Origin of the sequence: Limnoraphis robusta BA-68 BA1 (assembly GCF_034932365.1) — a bacterium.
In the GTDB taxonomy this organism is placed as follows: domain Bacteria; phylum Cyanobacteriota; class Cyanobacteriia; order Cyanobacteriales; family Microcoleaceae; genus Capilliphycus; species Capilliphycus robustus.
The window spans coordinates 1-25,788 of sequence record NZ_JAYGHR010000001.1; the positions used below are offsets into that span (position 1 = coordinate 1).

Annotated in this window: 25 protein-coding genes and 1 pseudogene; 20 read left to right on the plus strand and 6 right to left on the minus strand. The window is 42.8% G+C overall.

What is annotated here, in order from left to right; translation table 11 throughout:
• Positions 1–275 precede the first annotated feature (275 nt).
• Genes lptB through VB836_RS00015 form a run of 3 tightly spaced genes read left to right on the plus strand, consistent with a single transcriptional unit; the run spans position 276 to position 4,025 of the window.
• Entirely contained in the window at positions 276–1,004 is a 729-nt protein-coding gene (gene lptB, locus VB836_RS00005) for an LPS export ABC transporter ATP-binding protein (protein WP_323217444.1), read from the plus strand.
• A complete protein-coding gene (locus VB836_RS00010; protein WP_046282260.1) occupies positions 1,001–2,179 on the plus strand; it encodes an LptF/LptG family permease in 1,179 nt (392 codons plus the stop codon). The genes lptB and VB836_RS00010 overlap by 4 nt, the downstream gene beginning before the upstream one ends.
• Before the next feature lie 49 nt (positions 2,180–2,228).
• On the plus strand, positions 2,229–4,025 hold the full coding sequence (locus tag VB836_RS00015) for a hypothetical protein (RefSeq protein WP_323217445.1): 1,797 nt from the start codon (positions 2,229–2,231) through the stop codon (positions 4,023–4,025).
• On the opposite strand, the gene VB836_RS00020 is transcribed toward VB836_RS00015, so the two are convergent.
• The gene (locus tag VB836_RS00020; RefSeq protein WP_323217447.1) at positions 4,022–5,269 is read right to left on the minus strand and encodes a hypothetical protein; all 1,248 of its coding nucleotides are present in this window, start codon (positions 5,267–5,269) and stop codon (positions 4,022–4,024) included. The genes VB836_RS00015 and VB836_RS00020 overlap by 4 nt on opposite strands.
• Before the next feature lie 623 nt (positions 5,270–5,892).
• Here VB836_RS00020 and pgl point away from each other — a divergent pair.
• The 5 genes from pgl (at position 5,893) to VB836_RS00045 (ending at position 9,643) form a co-directional block, all read left to right on the plus strand.
• Entirely contained in the window at positions 5,893–6,612 is a 720-nt protein-coding gene (pgl, locus tag VB836_RS00025) for a 6-phosphogluconolactonase (protein WP_323217449.1), read from the plus strand.
• A gap of 158 nt (positions 6,613–6,770) precedes the next feature.
• Positions 6,771–7,526: an FHA domain-containing protein gene (locus VB836_RS00030; RefSeq protein WP_046282264.1), complete on the plus strand. Its 756-nt coding sequence runs from the start codon at positions 6,771–6,773 to the stop codon at positions 7,524–7,526.
• Positions 7,527–7,684: 158 nt separating this feature from the next.
• Positions 7,685–8,146: an FHA domain-containing protein gene (locus tag VB836_RS00035; protein ID WP_046282269.1), complete on the plus strand. Its 462-nt coding sequence runs from the start codon at positions 7,685–7,687 to the stop codon at positions 8,144–8,146.
• A 111-nt stretch (positions 8,147–8,257) separates the two neighbouring features.
• The gene (locus tag VB836_RS00040; RefSeq protein WP_323217450.1) at positions 8,258–9,028 is read left to right on the plus strand and encodes a PRC-barrel domain-containing protein; all 771 of its coding nucleotides are present in this window, start codon (positions 8,258–8,260) and stop codon (positions 9,026–9,028) included.
• Positions 9,029–9,151: 123 nt separating this feature from the next.
• Complete coding sequence (locus tag VB836_RS00045; RefSeq protein WP_323217452.1) at positions 9,152–9,643, plus strand: FHA domain-containing protein; 492 nt, start codon at positions 9,152–9,154, stop codon at positions 9,641–9,643.
• A 16-nt stretch (positions 9,644–9,659) separates the two neighbouring features.
• Here VB836_RS00045 and VB836_RS00050 read toward each other — a convergent pair whose 3' ends face one another.
• The 4 genes and pseudogenes from VB836_RS00050 to VB836_RS00065 all read right to left on the minus strand — a co-directional run.
• Complete coding sequence (locus tag VB836_RS00050) at positions 9,660–10,802, minus strand: ABC transporter ATP-binding protein (protein ID WP_323217454.1); 1,143 nt, start codon at positions 10,800–10,802, stop codon at positions 9,660–9,662.
• Between the two features lie 44 nt (positions 10,803–10,846).
• Positions 10,847–11,092 (minus strand): hypothetical protein, encoded by a 246-nt coding sequence (locus VB836_RS00055; RefSeq protein WP_053221601.1) that lies wholly within the window; start codon positions 11,090–11,092, stop codon positions 10,847–10,849.
• A 76-nt stretch (positions 11,093–11,168) separates the two neighbouring features.
• The gene (locus VB836_RS00060) at positions 11,169–12,389 is read right to left on the minus strand and encodes an RNA-guided endonuclease InsQ/TnpB family protein (RefSeq protein ID WP_323217455.1); all 1,221 of its coding nucleotides are present in this window, start codon (positions 12,387–12,389) and stop codon (positions 11,169–11,171) included.
• Positions 12,390–12,474: 85 nt separating this feature from the next.
• Positions 12,475–12,642: pseudogene (locus VB836_RS00065) on the minus strand (HD domain-containing protein); the annotation flags it as partial.
• A gap of 131 nt (positions 12,643–12,773) precedes the next feature.
• Between VB836_RS00065 and thyX the strand changes: the two are divergent.
• The 6 genes from thyX to rph all read left to right on the plus strand — a co-directional run bounded on the left by thyX (position 12,774) and on the right by rph (position 16,394).
• On the plus strand, positions 12,774–13,496 hold the full coding sequence (gene thyX, locus VB836_RS00070; RefSeq protein WP_323217457.1) for an FAD-dependent thymidylate synthase: 723 nt from the start codon (positions 12,774–12,776) through the stop codon (positions 13,494–13,496).
• Positions 13,497–13,810: 314 nt separating this feature from the next.
• Positions 13,811–14,239, plus strand: a complete 429-nt coding sequence (dut, locus tag VB836_RS00075) for a dUTP diphosphatase (protein ID WP_323217459.1) — start codon at positions 13,811–13,813, stop codon at positions 14,237–14,239.
• Positions 14,240–14,242: 3 nt separating this feature from the next.
• The gene (locus VB836_RS00080) at positions 14,243–14,797 is read left to right on the plus strand and encodes a deoxycytidylate deaminase (RefSeq protein WP_323217460.1); all 555 of its coding nucleotides are present in this window, start codon (positions 14,243–14,245) and stop codon (positions 14,795–14,797) included.
• A 1-nt stretch (position 14,798) separates the two neighbouring features.
• Complete coding sequence (locus tag VB836_RS00085) at positions 14,799–15,002, plus strand: hypothetical protein (RefSeq protein ID WP_323217461.1); 204 nt, start codon at positions 14,799–14,801, stop codon at positions 15,000–15,002.
• 57 nt (positions 15,003–15,059) lie between these two features.
• A complete protein-coding gene (locus VB836_RS00090; protein WP_323217462.1) occupies positions 15,060–15,629 on the plus strand; it encodes an adenylate kinase in 570 nt (189 codons plus the stop codon).
• A 39-nt stretch (positions 15,630–15,668) separates the two neighbouring features.
• On the plus strand, positions 15,669–16,394 hold the full coding sequence (gene rph / locus VB836_RS00095) for a ribonuclease PH (protein ID WP_323217463.1): 726 nt from the start codon (positions 15,669–15,671) through the stop codon (positions 16,392–16,394).
• Positions 16,395–16,841: 447 nt separating this feature from the next.
• Here the strand turns inward: rph and VB836_RS00100 are convergent, their stop codons facing one another.
• The gene (locus tag VB836_RS00100) at positions 16,842–18,086 is read right to left on the minus strand and encodes a vWA domain-containing protein (protein ID WP_323217465.1); all 1,245 of its coding nucleotides are present in this window, start codon (positions 18,084–18,086) and stop codon (positions 16,842–16,844) included.
• Between the two features lie 503 nt (positions 18,087–18,589).
• Between VB836_RS00100 and VB836_RS00105 the strand changes: the two genes are divergently transcribed.
• From VB836_RS00105 to zwf, 6 genes are all read left to right on the plus strand, one after another.
• Positions 18,590–19,252 carry an ATP-dependent Clp protease proteolytic subunit gene (locus tag VB836_RS00105; RefSeq protein WP_046277519.1) on the plus strand — a complete coding sequence of 221 codons (663 nt, stop codon included), beginning with the start codon at positions 18,590–18,592 and terminating at the stop codon, positions 19,250–19,252.
• A gap of 37 nt (positions 19,253–19,289) precedes the next feature.
• Positions 19,290–19,886 carry an ATP-dependent Clp protease proteolytic subunit gene (locus tag VB836_RS00110; protein ID WP_046277518.1) on the plus strand — a complete coding sequence of 199 codons (597 nt, stop codon included), beginning with the start codon at positions 19,290–19,292 and terminating at the stop codon, positions 19,884–19,886.
• A 428-nt stretch (positions 19,887–20,314) separates the two neighbouring features.
• Positions 20,315–20,923 carry a J domain-containing protein gene (locus VB836_RS00115; protein ID WP_323217466.1) on the plus strand — a complete coding sequence of 203 codons (609 nt, stop codon included), beginning with the start codon at positions 20,315–20,317 and terminating at the stop codon, positions 20,921–20,923.
• Positions 20,924–20,989: 66 nt separating this feature from the next.
• Positions 20,990–22,126, plus strand: a complete 1,137-nt coding sequence (locus tag VB836_RS00120; protein WP_323217468.1) for an RNA-guided endonuclease InsQ/TnpB family protein — start codon at positions 20,990–20,992, stop codon at positions 22,124–22,126.
• Between the two features lie 538 nt (positions 22,127–22,664).
• Entirely contained in the window at positions 22,665–23,729 is a 1,065-nt protein-coding gene (gene fbp / locus VB836_RS00125) for a class 1 fructose-bisphosphatase (RefSeq protein WP_046277516.1), read from the plus strand.
• A 407-nt stretch (positions 23,730–24,136) separates the two neighbouring features.
• Positions 24,137–25,666 carry a glucose-6-phosphate dehydrogenase gene (gene zwf, locus VB836_RS00130; RefSeq protein WP_046277515.1) on the plus strand — a complete coding sequence of 510 codons (1,530 nt, stop codon included), beginning with the start codon at positions 24,137–24,139 and terminating at the stop codon, positions 25,664–25,666.
• Positions 25,667–25,788: the final 122 nt, after the last annotated feature.

The window sequence follows — 25,788 nt, forward strand, 5'->3', positions numbered from 1 at the left end:
GAACGTTTTGCCGAAGGCTATTCGGTTTAAGCCTGTCTGACCGGGTACTGCCGACAGTCCGGGGTGATGCAGGAACGAAACATTAATACGGTTTATACCGTGTTATATCAGTTTTCGATAGCAGTTGATCCTCAGTATGACTTTTCAAGTCTAGAGCTTCTACTGGGCTTGTACCTCTGTTTGTCTCTATTCTTTGACATCGGAAGTTCCAAGGTTCGTTAACCGTAAATGGTATGACGGGAGATCCCCAAACCTGACTCTTTGGGTTTTTACAGATGAAAATTGTACTCGAAAATATTCACAAGTCCTACGGAAAACGCACAGTGGTCAGTCGAGTCAACTTGTCGGTTTCTCAGGGAGAAATTGTCGGTTTACTTGGCCCGAATGGGGCGGGGAAGACAACTACATTCTATATCGCTACCGGACTAGAAAAGCCCGATCAAGGTAGTGTCTATCTCAACGAACAAGACATTACGGCTTTACCCCTTCACAAACGAGCGCGACTGGGGATTGGTTATCTGACACAAGAAGCGAGCATTTTTCGTCATTTAACTGTCCAAGACAATATTCTATTAATTTTGCAACAAACCCAAGTTCCTCCTCATTTGTGGCATTCTAGACTGAATACTCTCTTACGGGAGTTTCGCTTAGACAAGATTGCTCATACGATGGGAAATCAAGTCTCTGGAGGGGAACGACGACGCACAGAATTGGCTCGGGCCTTGGCTTCGGGGGTGAGACTGCCGAACTTTCTACTGCTGGATGAACCTTTTGCTGGAGTTGATCCGATTGCAGTTTCTGAAATTCAGCAAATTGTCGCCCGACTACGCGATCGCCAAATGGGGATTTTGATCACGGATCACAATGTTCGCGAAACGCTCAAAATCACAGATCGAGCCTACATCATGCGAGATGGACAAATTTTTGCCTCGGGTTCGACCGAAGAACTCTACAATAATCCTCTAGTACGACAATATTACCTTGGTGATAGCTTTCAATTATGAAAACATCAATTTCCAAGTCTATTAGTTCTTTCAAATTTCCGAGTGTTTATCTATCGATTTTAGATCGCTATATCATCACTGAACTGATCGCCCCTTTTTTATTCGGCGTGGGATTATTTACTTCAGTAGCCCTTTCTATTGATACGGTTTTTGACTTAGTTCGTCAAGTCGCTGAATCGGGCTTGGATGTGGGAATTGCCATCCAAATCTTTTTGTTAAAAATGCCTGAGTTTCTCGTCTTGTCTTTCCCCATGTCAATGGTGCTGACGACGTTAATTGTTTATGGGCGAATGTCAAGCGATAGTGAAGTTACTGCTTTACGAAGTTGTGGAATTAGCATTTATCGGTTGGTGATCCCGACGCTAATTTTTAGCTTGTTTATTACCGCCTCTATGTTTGTGTTTAATGAGCTAATTGTTCCGGCGACGAACTATCGGGCTTCAATTACTCTCGAACAAGCCTTGCATCAAGATCGGCTTCCGGTTCAAGAAGATAATATTTTCTATCCTGAGTATCGTCGTATTCCTATCGAAGACTCGGATGAAGAAATAACGATTCTTGTGCGTTTGTTCTATGCTCAAGAATTTGATGGAAAATACATGAATGAAGTGACGATTTTGGATAAATCTCAACAAGGTATCACTCAAATTATCTCCTCTAAATCAGCCGTTTGGAATGGCAAACAACAGAGTTGGGACTTTTTTGATGGTACGGTTTATGTGATTGATCCTCAAGGCTCTTATCGTAATATTGTACGTTTTGATCACAAAGAGTTAAAATTGCCTCGTGTTCCCTTGGATTTGGCGAGTCGTAAACGACGCTACGATGAGATGAATATTGTTCAAGCTCATGAATATTTAGAACTGATGAAAAATAGTGGCAATGAAAAGATTGTTCAGAAAACTAAAGTTAGAATTCAGCAAAAATATTCCCTTCCTTTTGTTTGTGTAGTATTTGGATTGTTGGGTGCGGCACTCGGTTCTCGCCCTCAACGAACAAACAGAACCACCAGTTTCGGCATCAGTATTATCATTATTTTCTCTTATTATCTCCTAGCATTTATCTCGGGTGCTATGGGGCAGAAAGCGATTATCAGCCCTTTTCTTGCGGGTTGGCTACCCATCGCTATTGGTTTAGGAATATCTGGATTCTTCTTGTATAAAACATCTCGTTAACAAGATTTACCAATCGCTCAAAAAAATCAGGAGTGTGTGTCGGTTAGGTATGTTAAAAATAAAACGTTTCAATCCTTTTTTTCGTCAATGTATTACGGCTTTACATCAATCTTTAACTACCCGCATCACTTCTCTTTCTCATCCTCATGTGAGATTCTGCTTCATCCTAAGTCTGGGAATTGCCGTTTTTTATGGGTTGTTATCGATGCAACAGGCTTTTAGCGGTGAATATGTGATTCAGGATGATGCCAGACAACACGTTTTTTGGATGCAAAGATTTATCACTCCTGATCTTTTTCCTGAAGATTTAATTGCGGATTATTTACAATCTCTTGCGCCTTGGGGTTACACAATCTTTTATAAAAGTCTAGCCTTTTTAGGAATTAATCCTCTAATTGCGAGTAAAGTTTTACCGTTAATTTTAGCCTTAATTACGACAGTTTATTGTTTTGGAGTCAGTTTACAATTCCTCCCGATTCCGGCTGTTGGTTTGATCACAACATTAATTTTAAATCAAGGATTATGGATAGAAGATGATCTCGTTTCTGCGACACCCAGAGCGTTTGTCTATCCTATCTTTTTTGCGTTTTTATATTATTTACTAAAGAAATCCTTATTTCCTCTCCTAATTACGATTGCTTTATCGGGTTTGTTTTACCCACAAATTACGTTACTGTTTTTAGCTATTTTGACGTTACGATTGTTTGAAAAGCGAAATAATAAAATACTACTTTCTCCCCTAATATTTAACCGTTTTGCTTGGTTAACAGGAGGATTTATCGCAGTTTGTGTTTTGCTTCCCTACAAACTAAACACGACTGAATTTGGAGAGATGATAACAGTTTCTCAAGCAAAATTAAGACCGGAATTTTACCCTTTAGACGGGCTGTTTGGACGGGCTTTTTTCTTTCACGAAAATCCGTTTATTTACTGGTTAGTCGCGCCTCAGACGGGTTTACTGTTTATTGGTCTTGTCACCCCATTAGCTTTGTTTGGCTTCGCATTACCGTTTTTACTCAAACAAACTCAACGCTTTCCGTTGACTCAACAAATTTCTTCAGAAGTTAAAATTTTAGGACAAGTGCTTTTAGCGTCTTTAGCGTTATATTTTTTAGCCCATGCTGTTTTATTCCAACTTTATTTTCCAACTCGCTACACTTATCACAGCTTCAAAATTGTGTTAATCTTAGCCGCAGGTTTAGCCGTAACGTTAATCTTAGAGACGCAACTGAGAACCTTAATTAAACTGATGGAAAACGGTTTTACGCGCTATCAGTTGATGCTATCGGGATTAACACTTTGTTTAGGAATTTTGCTGGTAACTATTCCTTTTTTACCCGGAGTCACACTACCTAACCAACTGTATCGCACAGGTAAAGAACCCCTGATTTATGAATTTCTCCAGAAACAACCGAAAGAAACGTTAGTCGCTACCCTATCAGAAGAAGCCGATTTTATCCCCACTTTAGCGCAACGTTCAACTTTAATTGCACTTGAATATGACTACCCTTATCATAGCCGATATTACACTCAATTTCAGCAACGTTTACTCGACTTAGTGAATGCTCAATATAGTTCGGATTTGCGTGAAGTTCAAGACTTTATCCGTAAATATGGGGTTGATTTTTGGTTGATAGATGGAGAAAGTACATTCAAAGCGGATTATATTTCAACTCGGGTTTTAATTCGACAAGTGGAGTTAGTAAAGCCAATTGTCGAAAAGATTGAACAAGGACAAGTGTTTGTCCTGTCAACATTAGTTGAAGGTTGTGCAGTCGTCAAAAGCGAACATCGACAATTACTCAATGCTCAATGTATTTTACAACAAGGTCAAAACAAGGCTTAGGGATTGGCAAAGGTGTTAATTTCACCGCCTCCAATTCGGCGTCCGGGAACGGGACGAGGGGCTGAAAAAGGACGCTGATTCATTTGATTAAATTGATCAGCTTGAGTATTTTGAAGGAGAGTATTTTGATTAACTTGATAATTTTGGGGATTGACTAAACTGTTGTTTAAAGATCCTGTTGTGGGAGTAGAAGAAGCATTATTCGGAAACGGAGTCCCAAAAGAACCGTTAGCGTTAGGAACTCCATAGGAATTATAAATGCTGCGGATATCAGGCGTCACTGCGGCACCTGTTGGCGTGGGTGTCGTTGGAATAATCGGTTGAGAGGGAATAACAGGTTGAGTGATAGAAATATTAGTTTGATAGGGGTTAATTGTCGGTGTAGGAGTTGTTGGGCTTGTTGGAGTTGTGGGGGTACGGGGAACAATCCAAGTGGCTTGGGGAACGGAAACCGACGGCTGAGTGACAACGCTTGTCGGAGTTGCGGGTAAACCCGGACTGTTGGTAATGTTGATTTGAGACGAGTTTGAGTTCAAAATCGGAGTCCTGGGATCAGTGGTAGTGGAAGATGAATTAGAACTTTCAGGTTGAACTTGTTCTTGAGTGTATTCATCCATCGCCGCTTGTAGAGGACTAACCGCCGATGTCTCTGCCTCAGCCCCAGCAGCACTGGGATAATTGGCCTCGAAGATCACGGGAGGCGTTACGTTAGGACTGCCTTGAGGATATGCTGTCGTCGCAGATGGAGTTTGTGAAGTGGGATCGAAATTCAGGGGATTATTCAGCTCAGAAGAGGTTGGTGCAACCGGAAAATCAGGTAAAGTGTTAGGGGATGATTCGGGTTGCAATAGGGGATTAGAGGAGGTTGAAGGCGTAGCAGATGTATTCAAACGAGATTTACGAAGCTGATCAATAGCCCCGTCACCTGCGGTAATCGGAGTATCAATCGGATAGGGTAACAGTTGTGGCCCTTCTAATTCTTTAATCAGAACGGCGGAACTGTCAATATCGGCGGCGATCGCTTTTTCTTCTTCAGAAAGTCGATCATCAAAATTAGCGGAATTGGAAATGGCTTGCTTGAGATCATCTAACTCAAACCATTCAGGATGTTCTGAAACTTGCCACATAAAACCGACAACCACTGCGGTAATGCCGACAGGCCCCCAAAATCGTACTTGGGTGAGTGGCTTTAGTTTGCTGGTGAGGGCGCCTATAGATTCAAAAATTTGCAAAAAGATAGACATCGGTTTAGTTTGTGTCAAAGCAGGATTGAAGAAAATATTAGAGTTCTCGTGCAGCTAGCCCTAAGCTGATAACCTCAATTTATAACCTAGTCTTGACTTTATTGATTTGCTATCGTCACGAGAAACCTCCGGGAGTTTGGAAGCCCCGTGTCTTTAGACCGGGGAGGAAAAACGACACGAGCGGTTTTTACCGCCTGTATAAAAAAATTAATGGGGGTATGGTTGCCCCCAACACCCATTTCTGGAGTAATGTTTGCCTCGCCAATGTTATCGGTCGGTACTTTCCACAACACACTGTCTTACCCCTCGTAGGACTGTTTAATGCTGTGGTTCTAGAGCCTTCGACTGGCAAGCATCTCAGGGTAGGAACGTTAACTCTCACCGATAACGTAGTCCTCAAGGGACTTAGGCTGGTCAGCTACCTAAAAAGAGAAGCATGATGCCCCGTCTCTTTAGAGCGGGGTGCTGACTCCAATCGGCTAGCGAATTGAACCCCAACAGTCCTATTTTAACCGTTTGTTTTGTTGAGGGCGAGGTTCGATCAAATGCAGGGGTGAAACCCTTGAGTGATCAACAATTCCTGCTAACCCATTTCTGTTATTGTCGAACTTGATTTAAGGACTATGCAAAAAAACCTTGAAGTTTTTCCCAGCCGTGATCAACTGGTTGAGCGGGCATTAGAGATTATTTTGTCCAAAATCGAACCTGCAATTCAGCAGCGAGGACAGTTTACTCTAGTCTTAGCGGGGGGAAGTACGCCAAAACCTCTGTATGAAGCGTTGGCGGCTCAAAATTTACCCCTGGATAAGATTCATATTTTCTGGGGAGATGAACGCTACGTTCCGGCAGATCACCCGGATAGTAACGAAGGTATGGCACGTCAGGCTTGGCTAGATCGAGTTGAGTTTCCGGCGAGTAATATTCACCCGATGCCGACTTTGGGAAATGATCCCCAGGCGGATGCTCGTCAGTATGATGCGGAGTTGCAACAATTTTTTCAAGTCTCAGAGGGAGAATTTCCGGCTTTTGATGTGATTCTCTTAGGAATGGGCGATGATGCTCATACGGCGTCTCTATTTCCCCACACGGAAGCTTTAAAGGTTCGCGATCGCTTAATTGCGGTGGGTGATAAAGCGGGTCAACCGCGTCTGACATTTACGGTGCCGTTAATTAATCAAGCTGAATGTGTGATGTTTTTGGTAACAGGGGCGAATAAACAACCCGCATTGACTCAGATTTTTGCTGAAACGGCTGATGAAATGGCTTATCCCTGTCGCGCTATTCAACCCCAAGGTGAACTTTGGTGGTTATTAGATGAAGCCGCAGGTCAAGTGCTTCAGTAAACAGTCACCAGTCTGGTAGGGGCAATTGATGAATTAGCCCCTACCAATTTACAGTTATCAGCCCTCAAGCCTCTTCCCTGTTCGCTGTTTTTAACAATTTCATCACTGATAGTGTCTTGAGGTGTCAAAATTGTAAGTAGCTGACTACAGAGGAAGTGATGATTGTTTGTCCGAATTGCAATCACCAGAACCCGGAGGGAGCGACTCAGTGCGAAGCCTGCTACACTCCTTTACCGACAACAACGGCTTGTCCAAACTGTGGTGCTGCTGTTCAAACTGATGCGACCTTCTGCGGTCAGTGTGGCTATAATTTGCAGCCCGCAGCAGTACCCTTGGAGGAGCCAGAAGCCGCTTTACCGACTGTGGTTTCCCCACCACCTGCTCCTGTGACACCTGAGCCGTTGGTTACACCCCAACCGAATATCTCAATTATCCCATCGGTCAGTTTAGAAAAATCCAATCCCAATCTGGATCAGGCTGTGGTTTTACCGGAGGCTACAACCAGTGAACTGACCAGTCCTGTGAGTTCGGCGATTTCTGGGACGGCTGTTGAAACAGTGGCAAGTTCAAATACTCAACTGCAAACCCAGTCTGCTCGCTTACTTCACATCCAAACGAATGTGAGTTTAGAACTGCCTTCAAATTTACCTGTGATTCATTTGGGTAAGCCCAACGATTTGGTTCCACCTGATATTGATGTTTCCGGTTTCCCCAACTCAGAAGTCGTATCTCGTACCCATGCGGATATTCGCACAGAGGGGGATGCTTATTATATCGAAGATGTTGGGAGTTCCAATGGGACTTATATCAATAATATTCCTCTGACGAAGGGAAATCGACATCGGTTGCGACCGGGTGATCGCATTTCTCTCGGAAAAGGTGACTTAGTTTCGTTTATCTTTCAACTCTCCTGAGTCGATTTTGAAGGGGAAATGCCTGATTTTGAACGACACCGGAAGAGAGGGGACTGTGAACACTAACCCGATCAATCAGTAACCGTAAGGGTTCAAAATCTGGGCTAAACCTTTTAAAATTAGGCTTGGGTGCTTTACTTAAACTGAAACCTTTCAATGTGATTACCTTAACTTTGCTTCATCCCAACCAATCTATCCCTGTTCGTGTTTGGACTTTTGAACAGGAAGAGGTGATTCGGATTGGTCGTTCTGTGAAAAATGACGTCGTTTTGTATAGTGCCGTAGTCTCCCGTTATCATGTTGAGTTAAGACATCAAGGGAAGTCTTGGACTGTTGTTAACTTGGGGACAAATGGCACCTATCTAGATGGCCAACTGATTCAAGAATCGCCGATTTTCGATGGACAAATCATTCATTTAGCGATTTCTGGGCCAAAAATCAAGCTGAATATTCCCTCTGATAAAGCTCAACATTTATTGAGTCGAGTCGGAATTATGCAAAGACAAATACAAACAGTTGATCATTCAGAAGCAGGAGTTAAAATTAATCAAATTCCATCCTCAACTTCATCAGAAGTAATATCCTCGCAGCCCGGTGAAGATATCACCCAGACTGAGTAAGACATAATTTAGGTTTTTTATGTCTTCCCAACCCCGCTATTGATCTATATCAAAAAATTTAAGAAGGTTGTGGAAATTGAGTTGTCAAAAAGTAGTATGAGGGCTGGCTCTATGAGTACCGAAATCAAGGTGATTAAACGCAGTGAGTTAATCAATCGATTAGTGCTAGAACGTAAGACGGTTGAAGATTTAGGTCGGGTTGAACAACTTTGGATTAATCCTCTGTTCCATCAAATTGTTGCTTTCACCTGTAAATCAGGACTGATCGGAGGTCAAAAACGAGTCTTTACTTGGGAGAATATTACCCAGATTGGTGAAGATGCGGTTCTCGTCAATCAAAGTCCCTCAGAAGCACCTGAGAAAGCCAAGAAACCGGAACAAGCGATTCATGCGATGGGTCACGAAGTTTTGACGGATGCGGGCAATAGATTAGGAACGATTGTCGATTATATTTTTGATCTGCAAACAGGTTTTGTTAAGTGTTATCTCTACACTTCTCAAGGTTTACGAGGTGTGTTAGATGGAGTTTATATTCTGCCCTCAACGGCTATTTCTAGTGTAGGAAATAAGCGGATTATTGTCTTAGAAGCTGCTCTCAAAACACCTCAACAATATTCAGAAGGTTTAGGTCAAAAAATGGGTCAAGCCGCTGAGTTCTTCCAAGATGACTTTGATAAAACTCGAGAACATCTTGAGGGATTGAAACGGACTGCTCAAAAAATAACGAAAGGAAAACCGGAAGAAATGCAACAGATGCAAGCAGAAATCATCTCTGAAGACATGGTTTCAGAAGATGCACAACCTAAAATTCTTCCGGCGATGTCTGAGGAGACTCCTACTGATCAAAAGAATTCCGAACATTCTTCCTCAAATGAAGTTTAAGTTTTGGAAAAATAAACAGGAATGTTCTTTAATCAACTTAGATCGATTTTGAAGCCGACAAAAGGAGTAACCATTCTACTTGAACAATTTGTATATACTTGTATTCCCGTTTTAAACCTATAAGTGATTACTCTGATTCTCATTCACCCTACTCAACCTATACCAGTCAATCGATGGACTTTTAAGGAAAAGTCAATTATTCGGATTGGCCGTGCAAAAGATAATGATATTGTGATTTACAATGCTGTTGTTTCTCGTCATCATTTAGAACTCTGGAATCGAGAATCGACTTGGGAAGTGGTGAGTTTTGGTACAAACGGAACTTATCTGAACAATCAGCCTCTAAATCAATTTTTTATTAAAGATGGAATGGTGATTCGTCTCGGACATTCAGGGCCTAGATTGATGGTGAAATTGAGTTCAATCGGAGTGAATGAAAGGGTTCAATCTCAGATAGAAGAACCGACGGTGACTTCTCATGTGAATCCCGAGGTGTTGGTCGTTCAAAACCCTCCTGAGATTCAACAGCAAGAAGTTTTAGAAGATGAAGAATTAAACCTAGAAGACGATGATGACGAAGATAACTCAACCACAACGATAGAATTTTTAGAATAGTATTTCCCAAGCTGAGTTAAGCGTACAATGTTTCTCCGGTATCGGGAGCGAAAATAATCCCGTGATTTAAGTCAAGTTTAACAGAAATAAGATCGCCGGGTTTTAAACGGATTTCGACTGGAGTGATCAATTGAATTAACGTTTTAGAAAACTCGGAATTGCTAGATACAGGTAAACTGGCTCGAACTAATGTTTCTCTTCCTAAAGGTTCGATCACATCAACTTCAACGGACAGCAAAGCTTGATTGCTTTTCCGGCTTACTGATTGAATTTCTTCTTCGCGAGGATTAGATGTCGCCAGTTCAATATGTTCGGGACGAATTCCTAAGTTAAAATTTTGTCGCTCTGTTGGATGGAGTTTCTCTTGGATTTCTACAGGACAGTTGAAAGACTGATTTCCAATCCAAAAGATGCTATTTCCATAGGTTACGGGTAAAATATTCATGGGTGGATTGCCTAAAAATGTGGCAACCATTTGATTAATCGGTTTAGCATAAACGGCTTGAGGTTCGCCAATTTGTTTAATTTTTCCTTGATCTAAAACAACGATTTTATCGGCGAGTGTCATCGCTTCGGTTTGATCATGGGTGACATAAATTGTGGTAATCTTTAACCGTTGATGTAACTTTTTGAGTTCGGCTCGGGTATCATCTCGCAGTTGAGCATCCAGGTTAGAAAGGGGTTCATCAAGTAGAAAAACCTGCGGTTCTCGAACAATCGCTCTCCCTAATGCGACTCGTTGTTGTTGTCCCCCTGAGAGTTGTTTGGGCTTGCGGTTGAGTAAGTGATCAATGGATAGCGATCGCGCAACTTTGTGAATTCTATCCTGGATCATTTGAGATTCAACCTGGCGCATTTTTAAACCAAAAGCCAAGTTTTCAGCCACCGTCATATGAGGATACAACGCATAATTTTGAAACACCATTGCGACATCTCGTTGACGAGCGGGAATTTCATTAACCAAACGATTATTAATATAAAGATTCCCGCTTGTTGCTGTTTCTAAACCCGCTATCGTCCGCAAAATTGTAGATTTACCACAACCGGAAGGCCCTAAAAGCACCCAAAATTCACCATCGGGGATTTCCAAACTAATATCCTCAATAGCGGTAACATTATTATAGACTCGGTTGATTTTTTCTAAGCGAACATTTGCCATCTTTTTCTTGAAACTTAGGGATATAAACTGATACAATAGAGAAATTAAAGAGTAAGTTTATCAGCTAGATTTGATGAACTTGCTAACTGTTCAAGTTGAGAGACTGTCCGTTCTAATTCTTCAATGAGAGGTGTTGTTTCTCCCTTTTGAAAGGCTACAACTATCGCTCGATAATACCAAAGGGTTCCGGCTTTTCCGCCTGTAAATCGCTGCCAAATCGCTTCCCCAACTTGGCGATAATCTTGTACAATAGAACGGGCGTTATAAAGTTGATCGGAAGCCGAAACCAAACGAACTGAAGGCGAAGCTGTCGGAAGATGGTCAAGTTGACATCCTCTCCGCCCTCAAGGACGGAGATTCCAAACATCACTGTCTGGGTTTCCTCTTTCGTTGAGTTGACTTACTCGGTTGGGTTTCCCCGCCCAAGCAGAGATCAGTCTCTCGGGAGGCGTTGATTTCCGTCTGCCCGACGGTATTTGATAGCTGTTTTAATGCAGATTTTAGAATGTTTTTGGCGGCATTTTCGTCTCGGTCTGCTACATACCCACAGTGAGGACATTTATGAGTTCTCGTACTGAGAGTTTTGACAACCTTTTCACCGCAATTTGAGCAGTTTTGAGATGTGTATGCGGGTTCAACTGCTACAACCGGAACCCCATAAATTCTCCCAAAATACTCCAGCCATTCTCTAAATCTGTACCAAGCAGCATCATTAATTGATTTAGCTAAATGATGATTTTTAACTAAATTGCGTATCCGTAGGTTTTCAATCGCTACCAAGTCGTTAGACTGTATGACGTGTTGGGCCTGTTTACAAACCCAATCATTACGTCTGCGTGAAACCTTGAGATGCGCCCTTCCTAAGCGATTTTTGGCTTTTTTACGGTTTTGACTTCCCTTTTTTTTTCGAGATAATCGACGTTGCAGCTTTTTAATTCGTCGCTCATCTTTTCTTAGAAAACGGGGATTCTCTACCTGTGAGCCAAAAGAATCGGTGTAGAAATGGTTTAAACCGACATCCAAACCTGTTTGTTTGTTACTGAGTTCTTTGTTTTCCTCCCTTTCATGGTCTATCAAAAATTGAGCATAGTAACCATCGTGTCTTCTAATCACCCTAACCCGTTTAATTTGTTGGAGTTGATAGAAGTGTAAATCTCGGCTACCCCAAAGTTTAAATGTACCCGCTTGAAACTTATCTAAAAACGTTAAATAACGTCTATCTTCTGAAAGTTTCCATCCCGATGTTTTGTATTCAACAGATGCTCGGACTTGGTACTTTTTAAACTTTGGAAATCCTTTTTTCCCCGGTATTTTTTGCCGACATTTTTGATAAAATCGTTCAATGGATGCCCATGCTCTTTCCGCCTGTGCTTGTCGAGCCATAGAATTGAGTTGGTTTACCCAGGGAAAACTCGGGTTGTCTGACAGCAGTTTGCAGTAGGCATAAGCGTCGTTACGACTTTTGATTTGACCGTCTATCCATGCTTTAATGATGCTATTACGGACGAATCGACCTGTACGGATAGCTTCGTCTAGCCTTCTGTACTGGGCAACAGTTCCTTGTAGCTTCATTTCGTAGACAATCATGTTTATCATTGTCGAGCCACGATAAACTATTGTAGCATAAAACAATCCGTCGTGAACGACCTTGCTCTAAACCTGCTTCTCTTGGTAACAATGCTGCGATCGCTTCCGACTCGTTAGCTCCGTATTCTAAGGCAATGCTGGCGACTCCCAACAAATGCGCCACATAAGGAACCCCCGAACCTTTACGAACTTGATCGGCGTGGAGTTCACAGGCGTAGACGAGTGCTTGACGAAAACGAGAGGATAGGATCATCTTTTCTGCTCAATCTCCTCTTAAAATAACATAAAAGATTTTACTAAAAATCATTTTCCTGATATTGTTAAACATGGTTTTATTTTTTAGATAAAATTTTAGAAAATTTAACGATTTTTGGGATAAACAATATGGATAAATTTCGAGTCGAAGTCATCGCCCAAACCCCGAACCCCCAGACCGTCATTTATGCAGCAATGCACCAAGATTATTCTGATCAATTTATCATTGATGAACGGGATCAATGGCCGTCAGAAACAAAATGCGGTGAGATTATTGTCAAGCGATTGTTAGCGGGAGATAGAGGACATTACGGCCCTTTAGAACACGTTCAAATCGTCTTGAATTGCGGCTATTTTCCCCATAGCGTGATGCAGCAAGCGCGTACACATCGGGTAGGAATTTCCTTTGATGTTCAGAGTTTTCGGTACACGGGACAACAGTTTCTAGAAGTTTTAGAAGGTAAAAAAGATCTCGAAGACGTTTTTTATCTGCGTCCGGTTGGCGACTATACAAACCGACAAGGCAAAAAATATTACTACTCTCTAGAACAACGTCAAGCTGATTTAGACTGGTGTTTAGAAGCTGTAAAACGCTATCAAATTGACTTTGAAAACGGAATGTCTGAAGAACACGCTAGAGGGAAACTTCCCTTTGATTATCGTCAACATTTTGTGGTCAGTTTAAACTTGCGAACCTTGCTACATTTTCTGGATTTACGCTATAAAAAAGATGCTCAACTGGAAATTCAAAAACTTTGTGAACTGATGTGGCCTCATCTGGAAACCTGGGCGCCAGAAGTTGCAGCATGGTACAAAACAACTCGCATGGGAAAAGCCAGACTTTCGCCCTAAATTCCTGATAGAATAAAGGTTAATCGTGTTGATAGTGGGAAAACATAAATAATTGCTGAACCCGCCCCTACATGACTGGTCACTGTAAACTGTAAACTGTAAACTGTGTAAGAGGGGCGGGTTTATATAAGTTGATAGTGGGAAAACATAAATAATTGCTGAACCCGCCCCTACATGACTGGTCACTGTAAACTGTAAACTGTAAACTGTAATGAGGCGCGCCCCTACGCTTGGGATGATTGATGAGTCGGACATGATATTATCTAGCAAGATGCTTGCACTCTTGTTAAAAATTTTCGGGAAAATATGAGAAAATGAAAATCAAAATATTGAGACTCAACGAAGCGGCAATTTTGCCAAAATACGCCCATCCCAATGATGCGGGATTAGATTTATATTCAATAGAAGATCAAGAGATTTTACCGGGAGAAAGCAAACTCATTCATACCGGAATTTCTATCGAACTTTCACCCGGAACCGAAGCCCAAATTCGTCCTCGTAGCGGTTTAGCCCTCAAACATCAAATCACCGTATTAAATACACCCGGTACCATAGACGCAGACTATCGGGGCGAAATAGGGGTGATTTTAATCAATCATGGCAAAACAACCTTTAATATTAATAAAGGCATGAAAATCGCCCAACTCGTTATCGCACCCGTCATTCATGCCGAAATCGAAGAAGTTCAACAACTCAATTCAACCATTAGAGGAGATAATGGATTTGGATCAAGCGGTGTTTAATTCATGGATGAAAAAATTTCCAACAACTACGAACCCCCACTCCGCCCCACTTGGGACGAATATTTTTTGATGTTAGCCAAACTCGCCGCTACCCGATCAACTTGCTTGGCGTTTCCGGTGGGTGCAGTGATTGTCAAAGATCGGCAAGTGGTCGCCACAGGGTATAATGGTTCACCATCCGGCTCAGTACACTGCACAACCCAAGGTTTTTGCTATCCGGGGTTGAGTAGCTGTGACGCCAGTTCATCTTTACCCTCACGGGCGGTTCACGCTGAAGCTAATGCGATCGCCCAAGCTGCTAAACACGGAATTAGTTGTGGGGGAGCGAGTATTTATGTGACGTTAGAACCCTGTCTTTCTTGTTTGAAATTAGTGATTTCTGCTGGGATTAAAGAGGTGTATTATGAAACTTCTTTTAACAAGGGTGAAAAAGCAATGGTTAGAGATTTATTTGTCAGTGAAGATTTAGTTAAACTAAAGCAGATTTATCTTTCAGAAGCGATCACCCAAAAAGCCGCAGATTTTTTGTTAAAACCGACTTCTATTCCCCAAAGTTAAAATGTCCGATCCCAATTTTACAAACTCAGAAACTCAATTAGATCAATGGCAATTTAACCTTAGACAAGCCAATGATAATAATATTTTCTGTCATTGTCGCCAATGTAATTATGAATGGGTAGATTCTTCCGATGAGGCATCGTGTCCCACTTGTGGGAGTTCAGACGTTGAATATATCGCCTGTTGGCAGTTTCCTGATGATTAAACCCATGAGACAATAAAGGTGAATTGAGTTTAATGCAATATCAGGGGGTTAGATGGAGTGAGACTGGTGATTCTCGGAGGGCCAGGCGCCGGAAAAGGGACACAAGCCGAAGGGATATCTCAGCATCTCGATATCCCCTCGATATCAACGGGTGAGGTTTTGCGAAACGCGATCGCCGATCAAACCAACCTCGGCGAAAAAGCCCGTCCCTACGTGGAAAAAGGGGAATTGGTACCCGATGATATTATGATTCAATTCATTCGTCAACGGTTACTTCAACTCGATGTCAGTCAGGGATGGTTGCTTGATGGCTATCCACGCACTGCATTTCAAGCCGAAGAATTGGATTTTTTACTCGAAGATTTGGGACAACAATTAAATTGGACAATTTATCTCAATGTTCCCGAAGATGAACTGATGAAACGTTCATTACAACGATCGCGTTCAGACGATCAACCAGAGATTATTCAACGTCGGATAGAAGTCTTTTATCAACGTACCATCCCTATACTAGAATACTACAGTCCGCGCAATCGCTTACTTGATATTAATGGTAATCAACCTCCCGAACAAGTCCAACAGGAAATTTTAAGTCAGTTGAGACGTTCCGCAACTTCCGAGACTTGAAAACAGTTCATTTCCAAATACTAATATAGGTAAATTATTATGGCTTGGCAACGTCTGGATGATAGACAACCGGATCAACTGCGTCCTGTTTCTTTTGAACTCAATTATACTCGCTATTCTGCGGCTTCTGTACTTACAAAATGCGGGAATACTCAAGTCTTGTGTAATGTGACAATTCAACCCGGAGTTCCTAACTTTTTAAAAGATAGTGGACAAGGTTGGTTAACCGCAGAATACCGAATGTTACCGGGTGCGACTCAACAACGTCAACCTCGGGAATTGATGAAATTATCAGGAAGAACCCAAGAAATTCAGCGTTTAATAGGTCGAAGTTTACGCGCTGCGGTAGACTTCAAACTATTAGGTGAAAAAACCGTTATTATTGATGCGGATGTTCTGCAAGCGGATGCGGGAACTCGTACTGCTTCGATAACAGGTGGGTTTGTGGCGTTAGCCAATGCGTTTAATCAATTAGTCGAAAAAGGAGAATTAGAAAAATCACCAATTTCTCATCAAATTGCTGCCGTTTCTGTGGGATTATTAGAGGGGGAACCTTATTTAGATTTAAACTACGAAGAAGATGTAGCGGCAGATATTGATTTTAATATTGTAATGAACGATCAATTGGGAATGATTGAATTACAAGGAACAGCAGAAGCCGAAAGTTTTACTCGTCAGCAGTTAAACAAAATTATGGATTATGCTGAAATTGGAATTAAACAGTTATTAGAAGCCCAACGTCAAGCGTTAAACAGTGAACAGTGAACAGCTTTGTAGGGGCGGGTTAATTACAGTTTACAGTTTACAGTTTACAGTTACCCAACGGCATAGAGCAAAGTTCCTTCTTGACGGAAACCGCCTGTCTTGGGCAGCATTCCCTCTCTTGCAAACTTCGCTCTCGACGGAAACCGCCAAGTCGCGAGTTTGCGCTGGCGCCCGCAGGTGGCGCGGGGTCTGCCCGCAAGATCGGACTTTGCGCTACCGACTATTCCGCGCCCGTCGCAAGGAACGCGCTGGTTACTGGTCACTTGGTCGTTTACTGATTACTGTTCACTGGTTACTGATTACTGATTACTGATTACTGTTTACTGATTACTGATTACTGTTTACTGGTCACTGGTCACTGATTACTGATTACTGTTCACTGTTTAAACCCGCCCCTACATTTGTGTGGGGGGTAAGTTTAGATAAATTTTTGAGGGGAAGACATAATTATTCACCTTTTAAGACGGTTTTAGAAACAATACGGGTTTTCTTGCGATCAGCTTCTGAAAGTTCTTCACCTGATTGTAAACGAGTTGCACTGGTTTGTAAAACAGTTGCGGCGTTTTTATCCCCCATTTGTAATGCTGTTTTTGCGGCAGTTTGTAACATTGTTGCGGCGCCGACGCGATCGCCTTGTTGGAGTTTTGTTTCAGCAATTTGGGTTTGTCGGTATTTCGCTAAGGCTAAAATATGTTGCTGAACTTGGGAATTTTGAGTCGGTTGATAGCCTTGCATGACATTAGCTTCTAACAAAACAGGTTCAGAATATAATCCTTGCATTCCCAAAGCTGGATCATCATAACGGACTTGTAATTGAGCGATTTTTTGTCTTCCTGGGGGCAGTTTTCCGATATAAAGATTCGCGAGAACAATTCGTTCTATGTCTTTCATTAAATCCCCCAAACGAACCACAAATTTATCGGCTTCTTTTTGTAACGGTAATTCTATCGTATCTGGGGAAACTTGGGCAATCGGTTTTAACTCAGCAAATCTTACTCCCGGCATCAGAGAAAAAAGTAAATAAGAATTGGTTAAACCCACAGATTGCATCCGATTAAACAAGCGACTAAACGCATCAATTACCTGTTCTGGATATTCAATATAAGCGAGTGTTCCGCCACCTGCATCGGCAATTTTTTCTAAAACATCTTGGTTCCAATCATCTCCAAAACCCAAAGAATTTAAAGTCAAGTTATAATCCGTTGCCAGTTTTGCCAACTTCAAACAGCGATTATTATCTCCATGTTCATTTTCACCATCCGTCAGGAGAAACGCTTGAGAAATGCGCTCAAGTTTCCCTTTTCCCAACTCTTCAATCCCGAGTTTTAACCCCTCATCAATCGAGGTGCCGCCCGAGGTTCTTAAACGGTTAATTTGCTTTTTAATCCCTTCTGGATCAATAATATCTTGATTGGGAATTAATACCTTAGCCCGATGATCAAATACGACAACCGAAATGCGATCGCCAGGGTTTAAGCGATCAATTAATTCACCCGCAGCTTTTTTCACGGTTTCCAACGGACGCCCACTCATCGAACCACTATGATCTAAAATCAGACAGAGGTTCAGGGGAACATGGTGATCAACAGCGTTAGGAATCGCTGAAACCGATAGAGAAAGCTGACGCTGGCTGCTTCCTTGAGTGATATCGAGATTCGGATCGTTGAGAAAAGGTTCTAAACTAACGTTCATAGGAGTGAGTTGGAGTTGCGCTAGTATATCTTTATATCAGAATAGCCCTTTCGTGACTCAGAGTAATTTGTTTAACTCTACACTAACTGTACAGCAACTTCCTGATACCTAGAAAATCAGGTAAAGTGAGCAAGGTTAATGTCTAAAAACCCGCTAATTTGAGCGGATTGTTAATGTTTAATGCTGCGTTGTCAGAGGTTTAGGGGTGGTGTTCCTCTGTCAGAGCAATTATCCCCGAAGGCTTTTGAGATCGGAAATCCACACCTTGGCGTAATCACCGAACCGTTTAAGATGAGCAGTTAAAAACCCTAAAATTCGCCAAAACCCTTGAATAAAAGGAGCGTTATCACTCGACTGGGATGAAATCGAGATACAGAGGATCACTGAAAAAGGTTGTAAACTAACCCTGATCAGACTGAGCTGAACTTGCGTTAGTATTTCTGTATAAGAATCGCTTTCTGGGTTCAAGCTACAATTTTTGAAGAGTTCATACCGAATAAACCGTGCAAAGCTCATACTACAACGATAGCCCGCTTCGGACACCGCCCCCAGATTTAGAATCTCTGCTGTTAAAAGAGCGGATTGTTTACCTGGGATTGCCATTGTATTCATCTGATGACATTAAACGCCAAGTCGGAATTGATGTCACCGAACTGATTATTGCTCAACTGCTGTACTTACAGTTCGACGATCCCGATAAACCCATCTATTTTTACATTAACTCGACTGGGACTTCCTGGTACGGAGGAGATGCGATCGGGTTTGAAACCGAAGCCTTCGCCATCTGCGATACGATCAGCTACATCAAACCGCCTGTTCATACGATCTGCATCGGTCAAGCGATGGGAACGGCGGCGATGATTTTGTCAGCAGGTACAAAAGGATACCGTGCTAGCTTACCTCATGCTACGCTGATTCTCAATCAAGCCAAATCAGGCGCCCGAGGTCAAGCGACTGATATTCAGATTCGGGCGAAAGAAGTCTTAGCCAATAAACAAACCTTTTTGGAAATTATGGCTAAGAATACAGGTCAATCGATCGAGAGAATCTCTAAAGATACGGATCGGATGTTCTATTTGACCCCCGAACAAGCCAAAGAATACGGTTTAATTGATCGGGTTCTGCAAAGCCGCAAAGATTTGCCAAAACCGGTTTTAGCTGTTTAATTTCGTTAATTTTATTAGCAAGAGCGAGAAAATAGTCATGCCTATTGGTATTCCCAGTGTTCCTTACCGCCTTCCGGGTAGTCAATATGAGAGATGGGTTGATATCTATACCCGTCTGAACCAAGAACGAATTATTTTCCTGGGTCAAGAAGTGACCGATGGGTTAGCCAATCGGATTGTGGCGTCAATGCTCTATTTGGACTCTGATGATCCGAATAAGCCGATTTATCTCTACATCAACTCCCCCGGAGGTTCCGTCACAGCAGGCATGGCAATATACGATACCATGCAATACATTAAATCCGATGTCGTGACTATTTGTGTGGGTTTGGCGGCTTCGATGGGGGCTTTCCTGTTAGCTTCGGGAACCCCCGGAAAGCGACTCGCCCTCCCTCACGCTCGAATTATGATTCACCAACCGATGGGCGGAACTCGGGGTCAAGCGACGGATATCGAAATTGAAGCCCGGGAAATCCTGCGAATTCGCAGTCTGTTAAACAGTATCCTCGCTGAACGGACGAATCAATCGATCGAAAAAATCGAGAAAGATACGGATCGCGATTACTTCCTATCCGCCGAAGAAGCTAGAAACTACGGTTTAGTTGATCAGGTGATCGAAGAACGTCCCGTATAGACAGTGAACAGTGACCAGTGACCAGTGACCAGTGAACAGTGACCAGTGACCAGTGAACAGTTACCAGTGAACAGTGACCAGTGACCAGTGAACAGTGACCAGTGACCAGTGACCAGTAACCAGTGACCAGTGAACAGTAACCAGCGCGTTCCTTCCGGCCCGGCGGTTTCCGGCGAGACTTAGTTTGTAAGAGAGTGACCAGTGACCAGTGAACAGTGATAACTGTAAAAACTGGTAACTAATAACTAATAACTGTAAACTGTAAACTGTAAAAACTGGTAACAGTAAACTGTAAACTGTAAACTGTAAAAACTGGTAACAGTAAACTGTAAACTGTAAACTGTAAAAACTGGTCACTGTAAACTGTAAACTGTAAACTGTAAAGGCTGTTAACTAAAATTAGGGTTGACGGAGTTGATACAAACTGAATGGATACGGCAGATTATTATCGACAATTGGGATTGCTATCTGGTGCAAGTTTAGAAGCAGTCAAAGCTTCTTATCGGCGATTAGCTCGGCTTTATCATCCTGATCTAAATTCCGATCACTTAGCCCGAGAAAAATTTATAGCGGTGACAGAAGCTTATAAGTTTTTGCTGAATATTGCTAAACCCGAAGCCGAAAGTTTTAGTCCATCTGAACCTCAGCAAACGGTTGTTTCTCAAGTGCCTTTTCAACCGCTCCGGGTGAAAGTGACTCGTCAAGAACCTGCCTTAAAAAGAAACCCTCAACTCTCAGAACTCGAGCAAAAATTGAAGCAAAATTCTTATCGAGAATTGCAACAATTGCTGAAATATCAACGCTTTCCTAGAGCGATCGCTTTAATCGAAGGTTTGGCTGAACGGATTCCGCAAGATGTGGAAATTCGTCAATGGCAAGCTATTACTTATCAACGATTTGGACGCGCTCTAATTAAAGATAAAAAGTTGGAAAAAGCGAGAATTTATCTCAAAAAAGCTCTGAAAACTGATCCGCATAATCGCGCACTTTGGATCGAAGTTGAACGTGATTTTCGGCAGTTAGAAAAGGTTTATTAGAGCAGTAACTTAGTAGACGATTTATGGTACAAAACGGTACTATCTGTAAGATCAGATAATAGATCTATGCAACGAGCCTATCATACCAAGTTAAAACTGAACAACAAACAGAAGACTTTAATGGCGACCCACGCCGGATATTCTAGGTGGGTTTGGAATTGGGCGTTAGCGATGTGGAATGAAGCTTACAAACAGGGTTTAAAACCTTCAACGAATAAGCTAAAAAAGTTCTACACCAATCACGTCAAACCTCAATATTCCTGGCAGTCAACGCTAAGTTCTAGAGTTTATCAATTTGCCTTCATGCACTTGGGAGAAGCATTTAGCCGATTTTTTCAAGGCACTGCCCAACATCCTAAGTTCAAGAAAAAAGGCAGAAATGATAGCTTTACTATTGACAATTGTGGCAAAGTAATGAGGTTTTCAGGGAGGAGATTAAAGCTTCCTTTTATTGGATGGGTTAACACTTACGAACCCCTTCCCGAAATTCAGACTAAACGAGTCACAATTAGTCGAGTCGCTGATTCTTGGTATCTGTCTGTAGCTTACGAATTTGAGCCTGAACAGACTGTTAAATCCCGAGAATATCTGGGTGTTGATGTTGGAGTTAAGGCATTGGCGACCTGTTCAGATGGTACTGTTTTCGCTAACCCCAGAGCTTACAAAAAAGCTCAAAAAAATCTAGCGAGACTTCAGCGTGAACTTTCTAGAAAACAGAAGGGTTCCAATAACAGGAATAAAGCCAAACTCAAATTAGCGAAAGCTTATCAGCGAGTCACAAACATCCGAAAAGATGGAATTCACAAATTAACCTCATGGCTATGCAAAAACCACGCAGTCATCGGGTTAGAGGATTTGAATGTTTCTGGGATGTTAAAGAATCATAAGTTAGCGAGTGCTATTGCTGATTCGGCTCTTTATGAAATTCGCCGCCAAGTCGAGTATAAATCCTCGTGGTACGGCTCGGTTGTAGTTTTTGCTGATAGATTCTATCCGTCAACTAAAACCTGTTCAAGTTGCGGTCACGTTCAAGAAATAGCACTGAAAGAACGAGTTTTCAATTGTTCAAATTGCGGTGAAGTCAAAGAGCGTGACTATAATGCGAGTCTGAATTTATTACATTATGCCGAGGGCTTCTCGGTAAAAAGCCTGTCTGACCGGGTACTGCCGACAGTCCGGGGTGATGCAGGAAATAAACGTTAACACGGTTTATACCGCGTTATATCAGTTTTATAAAGCAGCTTGTTGACTTCAAAACCTACATATTCCTGCCCCGAGCGCGAAATCCGATCTTGCGGGCAGACCCCCTAAAGGGTTCGTTAGTTGCTCTCAACTGTTCACTGAAAACTGTCTACTGACGGCGAACACCCAACCCCCAATCCCTAATAAAGTAGTTATTTATACTGATTTCTGAAAAAAATGCGGCGAGGGACAGTAAAACTTAATTTTTTAAGAAAAAAAAATAAATCCAGCTTGAGTAATCAACCAAAGATATAAAACTTAGCTTAAAATTTGGCCGTCTGACCCAAAAAGTCTCCTTAATATAGATGGAGATCCTTCTGCTGTCGAGCCGCCAGTGGAAGTCAAACTAAAATGCTTCAGGACTCGATAGTAGCGGGGATTAGATTTTTCTAAAGTCTAATCTAGTTAAGAGGGGAAGAAGCAAGAATCTCTCGACAAGTGAAAAGCTTGTGGGTGAGAGTGTCCAAGGAGAAACGAGTAGACACCGGAGACGATAATCATGGTTCAGATTCCAGCCAAGCCCACGCAAAACGATCCTCTGGATCAGGGGCATTACATTGATCGGGACTGCACCACGCTATCCCGTCATGTTCTCGAACAACTCCATAGTTTTTCACCCGATGCTCAAGATCTCAGTGCATTGATGAATCGCATCGGACTTGCGGGAAAATTGATTGCACGCCGTTTAAGCCGAGCGGGATTAGTAGACGATGCCTTGGGGTTCACAGGCAGTGTGAACGTTCAAGGAGAAGAAGTCAAGCAAATGGATCTCTACTCCAACTCGGTGTTTATCTCCGTGTTCAAACAAAGCGGTTTAGTCTGCCGCTTGGCTTCTGAAGAAATGGAGAACCCCTATTATATTCCCGAAAACTGCCCCATCGGACGCTATACGTTGCTATACGATCCCTTGGATGGTTCATCCAATCTAGACACCAACCTGAATGTCGGATCAATTTTCTCGATTCGTCAACAGGAAGGCAATGATGAGGACGGTACGGCTTCAGACTTGTTGCAACACGGACATAAACAGCTAGCCGCCGGGTACATCCTTTATGGCCCGAGTACATTGCTGGTTTACAGCATTGGAACAGGCGTTCATTCGTTTACCCTTGACCCGAGTTTGGGTGAGTTTATTCTTGCAGATGAGAACATCAAAGTTCCCGATCACGGCCCTGTCTATAGCGTCAACGAAGGCAACTTCTGGCAGTGGGATGAATCGATTCGTGATTATATCCGCTATGTTCACCGTCACGACGGTTACACGGCTCGGTATAGCGGTGCTTTAGTGGGAGATATCCACAGAATTTTGTATCAGGGCGGTGTGTTTTTGTACCCCGGTACGGTGAAAAAACCCGAAGGAAAATTGCGTTTGCTGTATGAATCAGCACCGATGGCCTTTTTAATGGAGCAAGCGGGAGGACGGGCTTCTACGGGAACTCAGGAAATTATGGACGTGGTTCCCGACAAATTACATCAACGCACACCCCTGGTGATTGGTAGTAAAGAAGATGTTGCCCTAGTCGAGTCCTTTATTCAAGATCGGGCGCGTCGGGAGGAACAATAGGCATGATCAACAGGTAAAACGATACAGAAATTGAAGTAGGCATTAATTTGTTTGTCAAAGTGTTGACTTCGTTGATCAGTTCTCGGGAAGAAAAAGTCAAATCGTTTTCTCCAGTCGGATAGTTCAGTTCGGGGTTATCAGTTCATCAACACCGTAGGAATAGGCATTAAAACTTAAGCTGGAATCCCGAAAATTTTAGACCATCACGGAGAAAAATAAACCAACGGGTTCACCTGCTATTTATCGCTGAAAAGCTTGCTCATTGAGCCTTTGAATCCGAAAAAATCCTCGCCGAAAAGCCAAAATGGGTAAGTGTTCATTTCTAACGGTTTGCTGATCACCGAAAACAGATAATTAAAACAAACAAAAAGTGTCACCGCCTCAACTAAATTGACAAGGGAATGTAAATGGTTACACTACTAGAAAATCCGTTACGGATTGGACTGCAACAAGATCGCATCCCGGAACCTCAGATTTTAGTCATCTATGGTGCATCGGGGGATTTAACTCAACGCAAATTGGTTCCGGCCCTCTATCAGATGCGCCTCGAACGCAAGCTGCCTGCGGAACTGACGATTGTCGGGGTGGCACGCCGAGACTGGACTCACGACTATTTTCGTGAACAAATGCGTATCGGTGTCGAAGAATTCGGCGGCGGCTTACAATCGGAGGAACTGTGGAACGACTTCGCGAAGGGGTTGTTTTACTGTTCCGGTAACATGGATCAGCAGGAAAGTTATCAGAAACTTAAAGCATTTCTCAGCGAACTAGACGAACTCCGAGGAACCCGAGGAAACCGCGTCTTTTACCTGTCTGTCGCCCCTGCTTTCTTCGGGGAAGCCATTCAACAGCTCGGTGCTGCGGGAATGTTAGTAGACCCGAAAAAACATCGTTTGGTGATTGAAAAACCCTTTGGTCGCGACTTGAGTACCGCCCAAGTTCTTAACCGGATTGTGCGTCAGGTTTGCGCTGAAGAACAAGTTTACCGGATTGACCATTATTTGGGCAAAGAAACGGTTCAAAACTTGATGGTGTTCCGGTTTGCTAACGCGATTTTTGAACCCCTGTGGAACCGTCAGTTTGTCGATCACGTCCAAATCACAGTTGCCGAAACCGTTGGTTTGGAAGGACGGGCGGGTTATTATGAAACCTCCGGGGCGTTGCGTGACATGGTGCAGAATCACCTGATGCAAGTTTTCTCCCTAACGGCGATGGAAGCCCCGAACTCCCTTGATGCCGATAGCATTCGCAACGAGAAGGTTAAGGTGTTGCAAGCGACGCACTTGGCGGATATCAACAACCTCGACCACTCAGCCATTAGAGGTCAATATACTCCCGGCTGGATGAAAGGTAAGCCTGTTCCCGGTTATCGAGAGGAAGAAGGAGCAGACCCCAACTCGACCACGCCGACTTATGTGGCTCTGAAACTGCATATTGATAACTGGCGTTGGAAAGGGGTGCCGTTTTATCTGCGAACTGGAAAACGGATGCCGAAAAAAGTCTCAGAAATCGCCATCCAGTTTAAAGAAGTTCCCTATTTGATGTTCCAGTCGGCAGCCAAACAAGCGAACCCCAACGTTCTGGCCCTGCGAATTCAGCCGAATGAAGGGATTTCGATGCGGTTTGAGGTGAAAACACCGGGAAATTCCTTGAGAACCCGTTCGGTTGATATGGATTTTCGCTATGATACCGCTTTTGGTAAGCCGAATACGGATGCTTATGCTCGTCTATTGATTGACTGTATGCTCGGTGATCAAACACTATTTACCCGAGATGACGAAGTAGAAGCCTCTTGGAAGATTATTACTCCGCTTTTAGAAGCTTGGGATGCTCCTGCTGCCCCGGATGCGATTCCTTTCTATGAAGCCGGAACTTGGGAACCTGTAGAAGCGGAACTATTGCTCAACCGCAATGGTCATCGTTGGCGCCGACTGTAGAATTGGGGGAGTGCAGTCAAAAGTAAGACCTTGAAAACTCTTGCTTTTTGACTGACTACAGATGTGAACGTGAGAACATCTCTACAATGAACAGCTAATAGCTAATCACTAACGACTGATAC

Coding starts and splice junctions, on each gene's coding strand:
- lptB (WP_323217444.1), top strand. CDS start 276: ATGAAAATTGTACTCGAAAATATTCACAAGTCCTACGGAAAACGCACA.
- VB836_RS00110 (WP_046277518.1), top strand. CDS start 19,290: ATGCCTATTGGTATTCCCAGTGTTCCTTACCGCCTTCCGGGTAGTCAA.
- dut (WP_323217459.1), top strand. CDS start 13,811: ATGAAAATCAAAATATTGAGACTCAACGAAGCGGCAATTTTGCCAAAA.
- fbp (WP_046277516.1), top strand. CDS start 22,665: ATGGTTCAGATTCCAGCCAAGCCCACGCAAAACGATCCTCTGGATCAG.
- VB836_RS00120 (WP_323217468.1), top strand. CDS start 20,990: ATGCAACGAGCCTATCATACCAAGTTAAAACTGAACAACAAACAGAAG.
- VB836_RS00115 (WP_323217466.1), top strand. CDS start 20,315: ATGGATACGGCAGATTATTATCGACAATTGGGATTGCTATCTGGTGCA.
- VB836_RS00085 (WP_323217461.1), top strand. CDS start 14,799: ATGTCCGATCCCAATTTTACAAACTCAGAAACTCAATTAGATCAATGG.
- VB836_RS00010 (WP_046282260.1), top strand. CDS start 1,001: ATGAAAACATCAATTTCCAAGTCTATTAGTTCTTTCAAATTTCCGAGT.
- VB836_RS00050 (WP_323217454.1), bottom strand. CDS start 10,802: ATGGCAAATGTTCGCTTAGAAAAAATCAACCGAGTCTATAATAATGTT.
- VB836_RS00015 (WP_323217445.1), top strand. CDS start 2,229: ATGTTAAAAATAAAACGTTTCAATCCTTTTTTTCGTCAATGTATTACG.
- pgl (WP_323217449.1), top strand. CDS start 5,893: ATGCAAAAAAACCTTGAAGTTTTTCCCAGCCGTGATCAACTGGTTGAG.
- VB836_RS00080 (WP_323217460.1), top strand. CDS start 14,243: ATGGATGAAAAAATTTCCAACAACTACGAACCCCCACTCCGCCCCACT.
- VB836_RS00060 (WP_323217455.1), bottom strand. CDS start 12,389: ATGATTGTCTACGAAATGAAGCTACAAGGAACTGTTGCCCAGTACAGA.
- VB836_RS00100 (WP_323217465.1), bottom strand. CDS start 18,086: ATGAACGTTAGTTTAGAACCTTTTCTCAACGATCCGAATCTCGATATC.
- zwf (WP_046277515.1), top strand. CDS start 24,137: ATGGTTACACTACTAGAAAATCCGTTACGGATTGGACTGCAACAAGAT.
- VB836_RS00030 (WP_046282264.1), top strand. CDS start 6,771: ATGATTGTTTGTCCGAATTGCAATCACCAGAACCCGGAGGGAGCGACT.
- VB836_RS00020 (WP_323217447.1), bottom strand. CDS start 5,269: ATGTCTATCTTTTTGCAAATTTTTGAATCTATAGGCGCCCTCACCAGC.
- thyX (WP_323217457.1), top strand. CDS start 12,774: ATGGATAAATTTCGAGTCGAAGTCATCGCCCAAACCCCGAACCCCCAG.
- rph (WP_323217463.1), top strand. CDS start 15,669: ATGGCTTGGCAACGTCTGGATGATAGACAACCGGATCAACTGCGTCCT.
- VB836_RS00040 (WP_323217450.1), top strand. CDS start 8,258: ATGAGTACCGAAATCAAGGTGATTAAACGCAGTGAGTTAATCAATCGA.